Here is a 16,172-nt window from a genome sequence, read left to right on the forward strand (position 1 = left end):
TCCTAACCTAATGAAATACATTTATTCAATATTAATCTGGTTGATCGGTATATCGGCTTGTAAACAAACACCAACCATCTCCACTGATAAATCTACCACTCACCTGGCCAAATCCCTGGATAGTATCGTCAAGCCTTTTATTGACAGTGTTCGGGCGGCAGGTATTGCCGTAGCGGTCTACCATGGAACGAATCCAGTATTATTAAAAAGTTATGGTTATGCTGATCTGGAATTCAAAACACCCCTTCCGGTAGACGCCTCCTTTGAAATTGGCTCAGTGACCAAACAATTTACCGCTGCGGCTATACTTCAATTGGTTGATTCGGGCAAAATCAACCTCGAAGATGATCTGACCAAATATATTCCATTTAATACCCAAGGGCATACGGTGACTATCCGACATTTGCTCAGCCATACCTCAGGCATCCAAGGTTATACAGAAATGCCAAACTTCGGCTCTTTGTCCATTCAAAAATATCCAAGAGACACCTTATTGAGGATAGTGGAAAAAGAAAAATTTGATTTTAAACCCGGGGAGGCCTTGATCTATAATAATACCGGATTCTTTATGCTCGGCCTGATCATAGAAAAAGTCACCGGGATATCCTATGAATCCTACATTCAACATAACCTTTTTGGCAAAGCTGGCATGAGCCACTCCTATTATTGCAATGAACGAAAAGTGATAACCAACCGGGCTCATGGCTATGATACTGAACAGGAGGGCCTGGTGCGTGCCGCCTACCTGGACCATACCTGGCCGTATGCCGCCGGGTCTTTGTGTTCCACTACCGAAGACCTGGTAAAGTGGAACAATGCGCTGCACCATGGCAGGATACTCAGCGAAAAAATGTACAGTGAATTTCTGAATCCCACGATCCTATCAGATGGATCCGCCACACATTATGCCAAAGGTATCACCGTGACCGAAGATCATAGCAAGACCATGATAGAGCATGGAGGGGGTATCAATGGTTTTCTCTCTGAAAACAGATATTATCCAAAGGAAGATTTGAGCATAGTAGTACTGGTCAATTCTACCGGACCGGTTTCGCCTACCAGTATTGCAAATCAAATAGCGGATGATCTTTGGGGAAAACCTATTTCCGATACAACCAATTTTAATGGGGATCTGTCAGCTTATACCGGAAAATACACCGGAAGAGGCAGAGGCCAGGACATCTCTATTACAATTACGACACAGAGTGACAGTTTGATGGCTGTGCAAGGTGAGCCAGGTCAAAACCAACCCTTTCAATTGCAGTTTAAAAATGAGGATACCTGGAAAGAAGGGAATGCCTCCTACCACTTTAAAAGAGACGGTGGTGAAATCGTTGGGTTGCAACTGGACCAGGTGTATGGCTACTACGTTTTAAAAAGGAATTAAATCGAGTGATACTATTTTTATAAATTTAATTGCGGAATTATAAAAAACGAACCCATTTTTTAATTTCTAACAACCTCGTAAAAAATCAAAATCATGAATAACAAGTTTTTAGCCGTCCTTGCGGCTTGTCTATCTTTTATTATCCTACAATGTACCGAGCCAAAACCTGAACCAAGCAGCCCTACGGTGGTATTGTCAAATCCTGAATACGGCGGCTTTGACAGCCAGGTTCAGTGGGGAGAGCACCTGGTCACCATCACCGGTTGTAACGACTGCCACACGCCTAAGAAAATGGGGCCTATGGGGCCAGAATTGGACACTTCACTTCGCCTATCCGGGCATCCTTCGATGATGCCCAAAATTGAAGTTGACAAATGGGCTATGTTGCAAAAAGGCCTTACCGTCACTCAAGATCTAACAGAATGGGTAGGCCCTTGGGGCACTTCTTATGCAGCCAATCTCACTCCCGATCCTACCGGTACTGGTGATTGGACTATTGACAATTTTACAATGGCTTTGCGCGAAGGCAAGTACAAAGGCATGGCTTCTTCCAGATCTTTATTGCCACCTATGCCCTGGGAAATGTTTAAGCATATGAGTGATTATGAGATCAAAGCGATCTTTGCTTATCTTAAAACGATCAAACCCATCGCCAATACTGTCCCTGCGCCGCTACCTCCTCCATCGGAGCCAATAATGCCATCAAAAAGCACCAGCAAGAAAAAATAAATATTTTAAATGTTAGATTTTTCCTACCTTCCAGTATATCACCGATGACTGGAAGGTATTTTTGTCTATATAAGAAAAAATCCATGCAAAAATCTACATTCAAATTTTTGGCGCCTATTTTTTGTGGCATGATCTTAACTGCCTGTTATCATCCCGGCTTGAACGGTCAAAATGATTTTTCGGTCTCTGCCGCAGTGACGCGTTTTATTGGCACCTTGACCGGTGATGAATCTAAGCGTGCGCTCTATGACTTCAACGATACATTGCGGCACAAATGGACCAATCTGCCTGTAGGTTTGGTACCACGACCAGGTATTCAATACGGATCCCTGTCAGATCAAAGCCGGATGGCATTTCACAGAGTATTGACTGCACTGCTTAGCTCACAAGGGTACCTCAAAACTACCAGCATCATGCGGCTGGATGACATCCTCAATGAATTGTATCAAACTGCTTATGACGAAGGAAAAATTGATGGTGCCGCATTGAAGAGGATGCAAAATTTACGCTGGGCTCATGGCAACTATTATATCTCTATCTGGGGTAGTCCCAACAGAACTCAACCCTGGGGACTCAATTTTGGCGGCCACCATATTGCTATTTCATTTACGGCGGTTGGTGATCAGGTGACCATGTCGCCCTATTTTATCGGAACTGACCCTTCCGAAGTCAAGTCTGCAAAATATGCAGGTTTAAGGGTCTTGAGCAAAGAAGAAGATTATGGATTTATGCTCATCAATATGTTGACATCAGTTCAAAAAGCAAAGGCGATACTTTCCGGGGAGATTCCAAAAGATATCATCACCAATCCCAACAGTCCACAGCGTATTGATGGATATTATGGCTTGCCTGCCAAACAAATGTCCAAACAACAGGTATCTATGCTCAAATTACTAATGGAAGAGTATTTGCACAATTTTGACCATAACTACGCTCATCAATTGATTCAGAAAATCGAAAAATCAGGTATGAAGAAAATATTTTTTGCCTGGATAGGGAGTCTTGAGAATAATAAACCACATTATTATATCATCAATGGACCTGATTTTTTAATAGAATACGACAATGTCGGATTTCAAAATGATGGCAACCACATTCATGCCATATTCAGAGAGAAAGGCAACAATTTTGGGGAGGATATCTTAAAGGCTCATTATCTCCAGTCAGGACATTAGTCTTTGACTTCATCTGATATTTCAGGATTGACCTCTGCCTTCACTTCAGCTTTAGGCTCGACTTTCTTATCGGGTTTCTTTTCACCGCGGTCTATTTTTACATTATAGGCGCTCGCACCTTTAGGTCCCATTTCCACTTCAAAGATAACTTTGCTAAATTCTTTGACTTCTTCTTCCAAGCCATTGACATGCACGAAAACACTTTGTTTAGACTCAGCATCTTCAATAAAACCATACCCTTTGGAGGTATTAAAAAAAGTCACCGTCCCTCTTCTGATCAGATCAGCTGGATCCGCAGCTTGCCGTTTGGGAACACCAATCTCAACATCTTCTAATTTTATAGCAAATTTTTTAGTAGGATCAGGAGGGGTTGAAGAGACATTGCCGTATTCATCTACATAAGAAAAAATATCATTAGGATCTTTAGATTTGGCAGTTTCCAATCTATCTTGCTTACGCTCTTCTTTTTGCTTTTTCTTTTGCTTCTTTTTCTTTTCTCTTTCTTTTTTATTCCAGGTCTCAGCCATATAAAATGTTTAAAGTAAATAATACCCTGCCTTTAAAACAGGAAGACTTTTTTAATTTGAGTATTACACTGGAGAAAAAAGGTAGAATTTTCTGAAGAGCAATAATTAAATACAAAATGTAAAGATAATATAAAATATAACCCCGTAACATAACTTGTTGACAATCATATATTTAATGATATTTCCTTTGGGGAAAAGATTATTACAAAAAGCAAAAAAATCTAAATTCCGTGATAAACCTCGATCATCAATTTGGAAATATAGCTCAGTGCATGCCTGCCAAAAGGACATTTATTATTATTATTACATCTATATTTTACTAAATACCACCCAAAAACGATGAAAGTCTTAATAGTAGACGACGAACATGATGTAAAGGCTTTATTCGAACAAAAGTTTCGAAAAGAAATACGCAATGGTGAGATCCAGTTAGTATTTGCATTTTCCGGAGAAGAAGCTTTACAATTTTTGAAAGATAATGACCATGAAGCCATATTGATTTTGTCTGATATAAATATGCCGGGTATGAGTGGACTAGAACTACTCAGGCAGATTAAGGTCAAATACAAAACTCCCCCTCCTTTAGTCATGATGATCACCGCTTATGGCGATACGGACAATTATAATTCAGCGATGACACTGGGTGCAGACGATTTTTTGACCAAACCTCTGGATTTTGCTACTTTGAAAGAGAAATTAAAAAATATTACCTCATGACAAAAATCCTGGTTGCAGACGACGAAGCGGACCTGGAATCCCTCATTAAACAGAAGTTCAGAAAACAAATTCGCGAACAGGAATATGAATTTGTATTTGCTGTAAATGGCCGTGATGCCATGGAAAAACTGTTATCACACCAAGATGTAGATATCATGCTCAGTGATATCAATATGCCCGAAATGGATGGCCTCACATTGCTAGCCAAAACCAAAGAGTTATATCCCCTGCTAAAATCCGTCATTATATCAGCATATGGTGATATGGACAATATTCGTACAGCGATGAATCGGGGAGCATTTGACTTCATCACCAAACCTGTCAATTTTGACGACCTGATGATCACGATGGAAAAAACCATCACTTATGTCAAACAACTCCAGGCCACAGTCAAAGCACTCAAAGAAAACAATATACTCAGGATGTATGTAGACGAATCCGTACTACAATTTATGCATCAAAATCAGGCAGCTAACCAATCAATCCTGGCCAATGAAACGATTGATGCTACAGTTGCATTCATTGATATCGCCGGATTTACCAAAATCACTGAATTAGAAAAACCAGATATTGTGGTCGGCATCCTCAACCAATACTTTGACCTCATCGGAAAGGAGATCATTAAAGCGGGCGGTTACGTGGATAAATTTATTGGTGACGAGGTGATGGCTGTATTTAAAGGAGAAGATCATCTACATCATGCTCTGGCAGCCAGCCTGGGTATCTGTAAAACAATAGAAGCCCTGCCAGAAGTAGGGTTGAGACATTATCACCCGAAGGTATCTATTGGCGTTAATTCAGGTGAAATGATATCTGGCAATATTGGGTCTGAAGGGCTTCGCAGACTGGATTATACCGTGATCGGTGATGTGGTCAATACTGCCAAAAGAATGCAATCTATAGCAGGCGAAGGCGAAATCGCCATTCCGGAATCCTGCTATCTTAGAGCAAAAGATTCCTTTCGCTTTGAAAAATTAGGAGAAGTAGCACTCAAGAACAAAGCTAATCTGGTGATTGCCTATAAGGTGCTGGACGCCTTATAAAAATCCCAGGCAGGGTTAGATTTTAAACATCCACTCCAGGTATCAACTTAACTGAACCGGTCCTTTACCACAATGATCCCGGATGATATGTCCCTGATGTGCAAATGGTTTGATCTCACTTTCAATAAATTTTTGAATTTCTACTTTCGCTTCGTCCGGATATAAGATGTGAGGATTTGGTCCAGCATCTATAGAAAAATATATCGGCAATAAGGTATCTGCACGAAATGCTTTTATTTTATTGATCACGTGCAAAGTATTTGGCAACAATAAAGTATAGCTGGGTCTGGAACACATCATCAATGCATGAAGGGTCATCGCTTCGGTCTCAGCAATCTCACCAAATCGATGTATATCGCCTGATTTTAAAACTTGGTTTAACTCTTCCGTGTGTTGGCGTGCCTGCTGATACCTGCTTTCTGCAAACGGGTGGTCATTCATCAGTGCATGGCCCGCGGTGCTGCTCACAGATTTTGATTCGCTATTGACTATAATGATGTCATCGTGTAATGTGGCGAAAATCGGATGAAAGCGCTCACAAGGGATCGCATAGGCATCATGACTGCCTGATATATGGTCTGTCCTCCCCCAAATAGCAAAGCAAGGAAATACCGATCTGCAAGCACTACCCGATGCCAATCGAGCCAGGTAGGATGCTTTGCGAAAAAATTGTTCGTCTGTATATCGCTGATACAATATCTGCTCCAGGCTGAGCATACACAAAGCCAGGGCACTCATGCTCGACGCTGAGGAAGCAATGCCAGCAGAATGTGGAAATGAATTTTTTGAATGAAACTCCAGAGCTACAGCATCCAGAAAAGGTAGATATTCCTTCCAGGCCTGCAATACCCTTTTGATCTTGGCCTCAAATGCCAACTCTTGCTTAGTGTCGAAAAAATATTGGACGAGCTCTTCATTTGGTTTTCTTGGGCGATAGAATAAATGGGTCTCAGTATAAGATTGCTCTAGCGTAATACTCAAAGATGGGTTGGCAGGCAACTGATTGCCGTACTTACCCCAATATTTGATGATCGCGATATTTGACGGGGATCGCCATGCAAGATGTCCGGCTTTTACCTTAGCCATTTGGTTGGAGGATGGGATCAAAAAGTCATTCATAAGATGTAAAGATAGGAATTGAATGCACGAATTATTATTAAGAAATGAAGCGATTGTGAATATTATGTTTGGCTAGACAGAAGTATAAATAATAGCGCTTACATCGAGTATCTTGCACCTTGATATTTAATCCATATGGCCGTGATTTATTTTGTAATGGGTGTCTCCGGATCTGGCAAAACCACTATCGCCCAGCGACTTTCCGAACTAAAAAACATACCTCTATTTGATGCTGATGACTTTCATTCGACAGAAAATAAAGCCAAAATGAGCGCCGGCCAGCCACTGAACGATGAAGATCGCAAAGGCTGGCTGGATACATTGAACAAACTCGCTATAAAACAATCCCACGCTGATGGTGCAGTCATAGCTTGCTCAGCGCTGAAAGAATCCTACCGTAAGATATTGACACAAAGAGTACCTGTAGATGTACGTTGGATCGTGCTTATGGGAGGGTTTGAGCTTATTCATCAGAGGATGACTGCCCGTGTAGACCATTTTATGCCTGCCGGCCTTTTAACCTCGCAGTTAGAATCGATGGAATACCCTCCTTATGGCATTCATATTGATATAGGCCAGTCTCCTGCCGGCATGATGGACCTCATCCTACATAATGAATCCTTATCCGAGTTTGGCCTGGCTGGATTAGGTGTGATGGGTAAGAGCCTGGCTCGAAACCTAGGAGCACATGGCCTGAAGTTGTCACTGTTTAATCAACATGTAGCTGGCAAAGAGGAAAATGTTGCCTTGAATTCAATAGCCCAGTTTGAAGAATTGCGATCTGCCAAAGGATTTGATCTCATCGAGCCCTTCGTGCAATCCCTGAGCAAGCCCCGAAAAATCTTTTTGATGGTACCTGCAGGAAAAGTCGTAGACCATATGATCACCGCGTTATTGCCTTACCTATCACCGGGAGACATCGTAATGGATGGAGGCAATTCTCATTTTAAAGATACCGAGCGGCGACATGAAGCACTGAAATCAAACCATATTCACTTTGTGGGCATTGGTGTATCAGGGGGTGAGCAAGGTGCACTGACAGGGCCTGCCATTATGCCTGGTGGTGATGAAGTCGCCTATGATTCTATCAAACCTATCCTCAATGCGATTGCTGCCAAAGACCATCAGGGATTACCCTGCAGTACTTATATTGGCCCAGGAGGTGCTGGCCATTTCGTCAAAATGATCCACAATGGCATCGAATATGCAGAGATGCAGATATTGGCTGAGGTCTACTGGATTTTGAAAAAAGGTTTGGGATTTGATAATGAACAGATAGCCTTATCCCTGGAAGAATGGAACAAAAAATCAGCTGCTAGCTACCTACTTGAAATCACCTATAAAATCCTACGCCATAAGACAGGCATTGATTATACTCTGGACCTGATTGCAGACCTCAGTGGCAGTAAAGGGACCGGAAGCTGGAGCCTCACAGCAGCGGCAGAATTGGGCATGTCCGCCAATTTGATCAGTGAGTCATTGTTTGCAAGATTCGTCTCATCACTTAAAACTGAGAGAAAACAAGCTGCTTCCTTTGCAGAGATCGAGATCAAACCGGTCGCCATCACCCTCGATCAACTGTATGAGGCATTCGAATTGGCGCGCCTCATCAATCATCACCAGGGGTTTGAGATCATGCGCACAGCTAGTGAACAATATGGGTGGAATCTCAATTTATCAGAAGTAGCCCGGATCTGGACCAATGGGTGTATCATCCGATCAGTATTAATGCAATCTATACAAACTACTATCATTGGGGAACAAAACCTATTAGTGGCTCAAAAGCAGGCTGTGGGTGAACAGAGAGCTGCACTGGCTCAGGTAGTGGCCAATAGTTTGTCTTCCGGCATCCCTATACCAGCCTTGTCTGCCGCGTTAAATTTTATTTTAGCTTATAGTTCAGAAAATTTGCCCGCAAACTTAATTCAGGCTCAGCGGGATTTTTTTGGCGCCCATACTTATCGTAAGCAAGACGACCCATATGGTATATCCTATCATACAGAGTGGGAATGACCTACCTTATTCGCTTATCAAAGCATATTCATCTTTAATAGTCTTGCCTTGTATTTTTTGAATGACCTCTGGAAGCAATTTAATTTGATACCCTTTAAAATGAGCGTCGTATACAAGAAATCCATCTTCAGTTTTTTGCAAAATCACCAGGACAACTGATCTTTTAGAATAGGTGCGAGAAAAGGTTATTAAGTTCTCATGATAATCAAAGCGATATTTAGAGGAAAGCACAATAGACCTATCATTGTGAGCGAAAGTTTCCGGATCATCTCTGGTATTAATTGAGTATACCCGGCCCTGCCCTAACTTTAATTCTGCTTTTTTTCGTTTATTTTTTTGATAAAACAGGGTAGAATCTGTTTGATTTATGGTGTAACATATATCATCGCCCTGAAGATAGGTGACTGTCTCCCCATTTTTAGTAAGGTGATATTTGTATTTTATTTTTTCAGCCAGAAAGGGTTTTACTTTTAATGTGTCGGAGGTAAAGGCATATGTTTTAACCCTGTTTTCAATGCCATGACACACTTCCTGGATTTTAAAGCTGTGGATATCAGGTACTTTTAAAAGGCGGTCTATCCGGATACTCAAATTACCATATAAATCATAAAACAGGCTGTTTCCAAGATCAAGACCAATTGGATGGTAAAGCATATTTTGCTCATCCAGTACATAAGATCCTGCTGCATCCGTACTACCCTGGTCTATTTTCTTTCTCCATACATCTATCCGAAGATTATTAGTCTATTTGGAAGGCCTTAGAGCCAATGGCTCAAATGTCTGATCAGTATGTTTTTTTAATTCCGCTACATTCGAGCGTAGCACAAGCCAAGTCATTATTAAAATCACAGTACCTATAATTAATGACTTTATCATAAAACGGGAGATTTTATGAAGACTCGTCAAATATTCCCTACCTCAGCTGCGGAGCACGTTATGATACAATTAAAACGAAGGTCGTCATAAGTATTTCTTCAACAGACTGATACCCTGATGGATAGCGTCTCTGCCTGTGGATTCTATGCCATACCATCCGATATAACCTCCCTCTTTAGACATCTTAATCATCCGTGCAGTGAGCTCTTCTGTTGGTTGATTTCGATAAGACATTCCCATAGCATAGGGCAACATTTTTTCAAGGTAAGTCACATTGTCAAACTCCGGACTGGGGCTCCGCCAATCTGGATAGGTACCAAAGAGCGGATGATTAATGGATTTCATTAAGGAGACCATCCAATCAGGATCATTGGACACACCACCATGATTTTCAATGACGACTTTTATACCGGAGGACTTGGTGTAATCGAGTAACATACTGTAGGATTCGATCGCCCATTTGAGCGCTTCCTTTTTGTCAGCATCCTTGGGACCACGACAATTGGTGCGGATAGCATGACAGCCAAGATAATGTGCGATGTCGATCCACTTGCGATGGTTGATATCGAATTGTTTACGGCCAGCACTGGTGTCTGAGGCGCCATCACCTTCATCATCGACCATGATCAGGACCATAGTAACGCCATGCGTGGCGGCATTGGCCTTTAATTTTTTTAAGTATCCTTCCGTAGGGACCTCAAACAAGGTATTGACAAATTCGATGCCATTCAAGCCAAAGTCTTCCCGGGCAATTTTAGGAAAATCCAGGTTTTTCCATTTGCCGGATTTGACTTCGTCGACCAAAGCCCATTGGGCTAGAGAGATATCTGATTTCATAATCCAGTTTTGATGATTCAACAAGCTGCCGGTCGAAAGTAAAGGCATGCCCATCAAGCCTACAGTCGTGGACTCCAAAAATTTTCGCCTTAGCATATGGTATTTATTTAAAAAGTTAGCCTATAAATTATGTACTCTTTATGTTGTCTTAAAGCTCCCAGCCTTTCCTGTATTCTCTATAAAGATACTTATTTGCAGCTTCGTCATTCGTGATTTTCATACTCGCCGAATCGTATTTCAATCTTTTTTTGGCTCTCATCGATACTGCACCGAGTAATATCGTTTCAGTAACCGGACCCGCCAGCAAAAAACTGCCGGGAGATTCTTTTTTATTCTTAAAGGCATCGATCCAATAATCATCCTTTCTATCGGAGGTCTCTCTGGGCAAAGGGGCATTGTTAAATTTATTGTCCTTATTGATCAACTTAGGGTTTTCGCCCCTGAATCCTGCTGTGATCATTCCCTGGTCGCCTTTAAACATCATGCCTTCTCTTTCGAGGTTGGTGTCCCCCATTTCTTCCGGTGTAGAAGGTCTGATACCGCCATCATACCAAAACAAGTCAAAGGCAGGCAATCTACTTTGGCGCGGAAATTTAAACTTAACTGAAGTAGAATATGGAAATGCTACCTCATTCTGCACCACTTTGCATACTTGATTTTCTATAGCACTAGTAGTGGTGCCTGTCGCTTCTGCACTCAGAGGAGCTGACTCCACGCCAATAGTCAAAAACAACGGCCATAGACTATAATGCCCCATGTCCGCGATACTACCCCCTCCAAAATCATACCATCCTCTGAACACATTAAAGGTATAATTTGGATGATATGGTCTATCGGGTACCGGGCCCAACCAAAGGTCCCAATTAAAGCCATCAGGGACGGGAGGAGTGTCACTCGGATTAGAGGTCCACTGTGGCCATACCGGCCTGTTGCTCCAATTATGTATTTCTTTAAGATCACCGATCTGTCCTTCCTGAATCCAGGTATTGATCTGCTCAAGGCCTTTAAATTTTGCCCATGCAAGCAGATGGGTGCTCATGCCGGTTTCTTTCGCAGTCTGGATCGTCTTTTTGGCCTCGTACATTCTGTTAGCGATGGGTTTGTGGATGACTACTTGTTTGCCATGTTTCATAGCTTCGATGGAAATATATCCATGCAAATGATCCGGAGTCATGATTTTAACAGCATCAAAATCTTTCTCTTTTATAAACAGCTCCCTAAAATCTTCATAGGCCGCACAGTTAGTATTTGACTTATTGTTAACCTTATTATAATATTGGTCGACCACATTTTTGCCTATATCTCTCCCACCTGGTATGCCTTTAAAATTCGCTCCCCAGGTGTCATCTCCCAGGACTTTTCTGATGCCATCGCGAATGCCATTGGGAGACCAATCTACATAATTGGTACTCATTTTATTTACATCACAGACAGCATTGATTTGAATTTTGGGATTTTGGATAAGCTGACACATTTCTCTAAGACCTTGTGTCCCACAACCGATATAAGCGATATTGAGTTTGTCACTCGGAGCAATATGACGCCAGCCTCCAAGTACCCTACCAGGCACGATGTGAAATGCCAGTGCTCCTACTGAGGCCGTGGAAGTATTTTCCAGAAAAGCTCGACGATTGATTTTCTTTTTCATAGTTGATTTTTGGGCTGTCAAGGTTTGGGATTCGGTTTGATCACCATGATCGCTTTATTCAATTCAGATACGTAGGTATTTAAGGTACCCGCGACGATCTCTATATTTTCCTGTGCTTGCACAAAATTGCGTTGCTCGATCCCTTCTCGGACTCCAGGAATGGTCTTCACCCCATACCCGGTGTATAGTCCGGGAGCATATATCTGGTGTTTGTACCATTTTCTCCCCGGCAATCCATCAGCCTGCAACAGGCTCTGCTCTATATGGAAGAGTAATTGGTTGACCTCTTTTTGTTTGTCCGGGCTGGCTTGCATTGCATTGGCACTCAATTTTTGAAATGCATCAGCACTGTTTTTTAAAGAAACCATCGTGTTTTCCAGATTGCTAAAATTGATATAAGGCACCAGGTCCTTTTCGTCCGGAGACTTGTATGGTTTTTGAGGATCTTTGGCCAGGTTGTAAATATTTTCTGTGATGAGTTTGTTTTCCGTCTCTGTCTCGGATCGCATTTTATCGATCATCGTTTTTAATTCCTCTACATACTCATTGATCGTCTTTTGAAGCTGATTAAACTCAAAAGGCAGAACCTCTGCATTGGACAGCCTCATCATCAACCTCCCGGCAGTTTTTGATAAGGTTACCCCATAGGCAAATCCGGGATCTTTAAACCTGGTGAAGTGGTCATAAGAATCATAGATAGAATGGTATTCACCCCCGCTACCTTCTCCTCCATAGCCGAGGTTGAGCGATGCGATACCTAAAAACTGCAGGAAGCCTGACCAATCAGACCCTGCGCCTAAAGCAGATAGTTTCATATACTTGTTGCCCAGGAGTTTGGCCCGGGCGGAAGGATCTGCATTCATTATAGTCCTGGCATATGTTCTTTCTTTGACAGTTACCCCAGTCTGAGGATCGATCACTTTATCCGCTACCTCATTAAACATAGCTTCCAGCGTATGCGAACCTCCGGCTCCAAGAAATCCTCGGCTGTTGCCATCTGTATTGATATAGGTGACTGCTTTTTTTCTCAGTTCGTCTGCATGGAACTCTGTCCACTCCGTGGATCCCAAAAGACTGGGCTCCTCTCCATCCCAGGCACAGTAAACCATGGTTCGCTTCAATTTCATACCTTTTTTGACCAGTTCACCGATAGCTTTTGCTTCGGCTAGTTCTGCGACCATGCCGCTCAACGGATCGGCAGCCCCATTGACCCATCCATCGTGGTGATTGCCTCTCAGTATCCATTCATCGGGATACTCACTGCCTGGCAGTTTGGCGATCACATTATAGAGTGGTTTGATGTCCCAGTTAAACTTCAAATTCATATGTACTTTGTCTGTACTGGGGCCTACATGATAAGTGATAGGTAACGACCCACGCCAACCGGCCGGAGCTACAGGACCTTTGAGTGCCTGCAATAAGGGTTGCGCATCCTCATAAGAAATGGGCAATACAGGTATTTTCATGATGGTGACGGCTTCCTCTTTGGTCAGTCGCTTGGCATCTTTCGTCGCAGCATAGCCTGGAGTCAAAGGATCGCCGGGATATACGGGCATATCCATCACTGATCCTCTTTGAGCTCCGTCTTTCGGCTTGAAGGCTCCGACTGGATACACATCACCTTGTGTGTAACCATCATCTTCAGGATCAGAATAGATCAGGCAACCTATCGCCCCGTGTTCATAGGCTACTTTGGGCTTGATACCACGCCACGAACCACCATATTTTGCGATCACGATTTTGCCTTTTACATCGATGCCCATCCGCTCCAATTCGTCATAGTCAGCAGGTATGCCCCGATTGACAAAGACCAATTCGGCGGTGACATCTCCATCAGCAGAATAGGCATTATAGGTAGGCAATTGTTCTGATTTTTGCCCGGAAGTACGATCCTCGGCAAGCGTCGACTCTTCAAGTTTTAATTTATATGGTTTTGACCCTAAGAGTTCTACCTGGCGAAATTTTGGTGTAGGAAATAAAACATAAAATTCTTCAATTTGTGCCTGGTAGCCCCACGATTTAAACAGGTTGAGCATATAATCCGCATTGGCCTTACCCTGTGGTGAGCCCACATGGTGGGGATGAGAACTTAAAAATTTCATCCAGGTATCCTGGTCTTTGGGATTGAGGGCAGCATCAAATTGTTTTTCCCAATCCAGTTGACTTTTTGCATTTTCGCTGCTAAAACCCATGATTTTGTCCTGCCCCTGGAGCGCCAACGGCAAAAGAAAATAAATAAAAAGCAATTTTTTCATATTGTTAGTTTGATTAAAGTGAGCCTATTTCTTAAATATAAAAGTAGTCATACTAAGATTCTGTTTTTACTTCATCTGAGATTAAAGTATCATAATCATTGTCAGCTGGCGGGACCTCCTGTACATTTGAATTGGTGAAAGGATTATTAAGTTCAATCGAATTATTCTTTAGCAGATATGCCAGTAAAACACCTTGTAATAATACTGCTACTAAAGAACCTTCATAGCCAAAGGACGATCCGGTGAGCCTGGGGTATCCTATATCCTTCCATTGAACCAGGCTGTATACATCCACACCACTCACATTAAAATCCAACAATCCGGCTTGAAGAAAATTCCACCCGGCATGGTATCCGGTACAGACCCAGATACTTCTATATTCTACAAACAACAGAGCCATGATAAATCCGCCAAGCAGAATATTGACAAATCCTATCCACGTAAAATGGTCATTGCCGATGTGCAACACTGCAAATAAACTGCCTGATAATACGATGGCCACAATGGTGCCGAGCCTCGTCTCCAACATGGATATCAGGTAGGCCCTCGTGAGCACTTCTTCACCTGCACTCTGCACCAAAAAAAACAATAGATAGCCCACCACAAAGCCCCAGTGCCAGGAAAAAGGGAGCATGGCTAACTGATGTGCACCCCAGAGTATAAAAAATCCCGGTAAGACCATGATCAGGCTCCAAAGCCATCCCCGACCAAATAGGCCCCCAGCTGTAGTCATATTATAACCCAAGGCACCATAGGATCTGTGGAATACCTTAAAATGAGTCAATAACGATGCACCCACAAAAGCAATCAATAATGGCAGATAATTAATCAATAACATCGGATAGGGACTCGTCTGCTCGTCGATATTACCGATGGAAATGGAAGAAAATGGATGGAGGCCGACCAGGCTCAGTAATCCAAACAAAATCAAAAGGATCACCGCAGACAGTATCAGAAATAAAATCAGATCCAATAAAGACCATCCTATGCTCTTTAATACCCTAGTGATCATGTTTTGATTTTTCTTCAAACAAGGTATTAAAGTCAGGGCTCTCTGTACACATCCAATGATCCCAAAATGTAAAATACAAACCAAAATTGTATTTAAACTGGCTATGGTGCAAAGCATGGTGGGTAGCCCCGATCCACCACCGCCCAAACCAATGGCGATGGGTGCCAGCCGGATAAATCTCGCTATTGAGATGATTAATCACAGAAGTTACTGTCATTATTATCAAAAAAACGACCAATGAAATCAGGTGCATCGGAATAAAATAAATCATCAGCACAATAGGCAGGGCCTGCAACAAACTTTCGATCGGGTGGAAGGAAAAAGAGGTCCAGGCGGTAGTCACCAGGCTCTCATGGTGTGCTCGATGGAACCTGCGATACACAGATGGCAGATGCATCCAACGATGCAACCAGTAATAATAAGTCTCATGCAATACCAAAAGGACCAATACACTTCCGATCATCCAACTCCAATGATAGTGGGATACTTCATGATAAATGGCTGTCTTGCCAAGTTGCCATGCATGCAATATCCAGGTTCCCAGGATACCGAAGAGAAGGGAGGCTATCAAGGCGTACAATATCTCTGATTTAATTTGGCCTTTCTTACTGACTCTGGTATTTATTCTATTTGGAGCAAACTTTGCAGCATACCTGATATTAAAAAGATAATAAAACAAACCCGCCATCAGCAGGTAACGAATAAATATGGCAGTGGTCAGCACGATCACAGTTATACAGAAGGGTATCCACTGGCCTTGGGTCAGATCAATCACAGCCTTGATTTTCAGGTTTTTCAAAATTACAATTTACCCATGATAGGCAGGGGATTAAA

Annotated in this window: 14 protein-coding genes; 6 read left to right on the plus strand and 8 right to left on the minus strand. The window is 42.4% G+C overall.

Annotated features, from left to right (window positions below; translation table 11 throughout):
• Positions 1-10: 10 nt before the first annotated feature.
• The 3 genes from IPJ09_10960 (at position 11) to IPJ09_10970 (ending at position 3,291) form a co-directional block, all read left to right on the plus strand.
• Entirely contained in the window at positions 11-1,387 is a 1,377-nt protein-coding gene (locus IPJ09_10960) for a beta-lactamase family protein (protein ID MBK7371939.1), read from the plus strand.
• A gap of 93 nt (positions 1,388-1,480) precedes the next feature.
• Positions 1,481-2,116: a diheme cytochrome c-553 gene (locus IPJ09_10965; GenBank protein ID MBK7371940.1), complete on the plus strand. Its 636-nt coding sequence runs from the start codon at positions 1,481-1,483 to the stop codon at positions 2,114-2,116.
• Between the two features lie 83 nt (positions 2,117-2,199).
• Positions 2,200-3,291, plus strand: a complete 1,092-nt coding sequence (locus IPJ09_10970) for a DUF3500 domain-containing protein (GenBank protein MBK7371941.1) — start codon at positions 2,200-2,202, stop codon at positions 3,289-3,291.
• Here IPJ09_10970 and IPJ09_10975 read toward each other — a convergent pair.
• Positions 3,288-3,818, minus strand: coding sequence for a cold shock domain-containing protein (locus IPJ09_10975; protein MBK7371942.1), 531 nt, complete (start codon positions 3,816-3,818; stop codon positions 3,288-3,290). The two genes, IPJ09_10970 and IPJ09_10975, sit on opposite strands and share 4 nt — an antisense overlap.
• A gap of 339 nt (positions 3,819-4,157) precedes the next feature.
• Between IPJ09_10975 and IPJ09_10980 the strand changes: the two genes are divergently transcribed.
• On the plus strand, positions 4,158-4,535 hold the full coding sequence (locus tag IPJ09_10980) for a response regulator (protein MBK7371943.1): 378 nt from the start codon (positions 4,158-4,160) through the stop codon (positions 4,533-4,535).
• Entirely contained in the window at positions 4,532-5,578 is a 1,047-nt protein-coding gene (locus IPJ09_10985; protein MBK7371944.1) for a response regulator, read from the plus strand. Before IPJ09_10980 ends, IPJ09_10985 begins: the two co-directional genes overlap by 4 nt.
• Before the next feature lie 42 nt (positions 5,579-5,620).
• On the opposite strand, the gene IPJ09_10990 is transcribed toward IPJ09_10985, so the two are convergent.
• The gene (locus IPJ09_10990) at positions 5,621-6,697 is read right to left on the minus strand and encodes a diphosphomevalonate decarboxylase (protein ID MBK7371945.1); all 1,077 of its coding nucleotides are present in this window, start codon (positions 6,695-6,697) and stop codon (positions 5,621-5,623) included.
• 135 nt (positions 6,698-6,832) lie between these two features.
• On the opposite strand from IPJ09_10990, the gene gndA reads away from it, so the two are divergent.
• Positions 6,833-8,710: an NADP-dependent phosphogluconate dehydrogenase gene (gene gndA, locus IPJ09_10995; GenBank protein MBK7371946.1), complete on the plus strand. Its 1,878-nt coding sequence runs from the start codon at positions 6,833-6,835 to the stop codon at positions 8,708-8,710.
• A 6-nt stretch (positions 8,711-8,716) separates the two neighbouring features.
• Here the strand turns inward: gndA and IPJ09_11000 are convergent, their stop codons facing one another.
• The 6 genes from IPJ09_11000 to IPJ09_11025 form a co-directional block, all read right to left on the minus strand.
• Positions 8,717-9,364 carry a hypothetical protein gene (locus IPJ09_11000; protein ID MBK7371947.1) on the minus strand — a complete coding sequence of 216 codons (648 nt, stop codon included), beginning with the start codon at positions 9,362-9,364 and terminating at the stop codon, positions 8,717-8,719.
• A 306-nt stretch (positions 9,365-9,670) separates the two neighbouring features.
• A complete protein-coding gene (locus IPJ09_11005) occupies positions 9,671-10,519 on the minus strand; it encodes a sugar phosphate isomerase/epimerase (protein MBK7371948.1) in 849 nt (282 codons plus the stop codon).
• Positions 10,520-10,571: 52 nt separating this feature from the next.
• The gene (locus tag IPJ09_11010; protein MBK7371949.1) at positions 10,572-12,071 is read right to left on the minus strand and encodes a Gfo/Idh/MocA family oxidoreductase; all 1,500 of its coding nucleotides are present in this window, start codon (positions 12,069-12,071) and stop codon (positions 10,572-10,574) included.
• A gap of 17 nt (positions 12,072-12,088) precedes the next feature.
• Positions 12,089-14,326: a M28 family peptidase gene (locus tag IPJ09_11015; protein ID MBK7371950.1), complete on the minus strand. Its 2,238-nt coding sequence runs from the start codon at positions 14,324-14,326 to the stop codon at positions 12,089-12,091.
• A gap of 52 nt (positions 14,327-14,378) precedes the next feature.
• The gene (locus IPJ09_11020) at positions 14,379-15,338 is read right to left on the minus strand and encodes a CPBP family intramembrane metalloprotease (GenBank protein ID MBK7371951.1); all 960 of its coding nucleotides are present in this window, start codon (positions 15,336-15,338) and stop codon (positions 14,379-14,381) included.
• Entirely contained in the window at positions 15,328-16,026 is a 699-nt protein-coding gene (locus IPJ09_11025) for a sterol desaturase family protein (GenBank protein MBK7371952.1), read from the minus strand. The genes IPJ09_11020 and IPJ09_11025 overlap by 11 nt, the downstream gene beginning before the upstream one ends.
• Positions 16,027-16,172: the final 146 nt, after the last annotated feature.

The sequence above is a fragment of the Saprospiraceae bacterium genome (assembly GCA_016709995.1).
GTDB lineage: Bacteria > Bacteroidota > Bacteroidia > Chitinophagales > Saprospiraceae > JADJLQ01.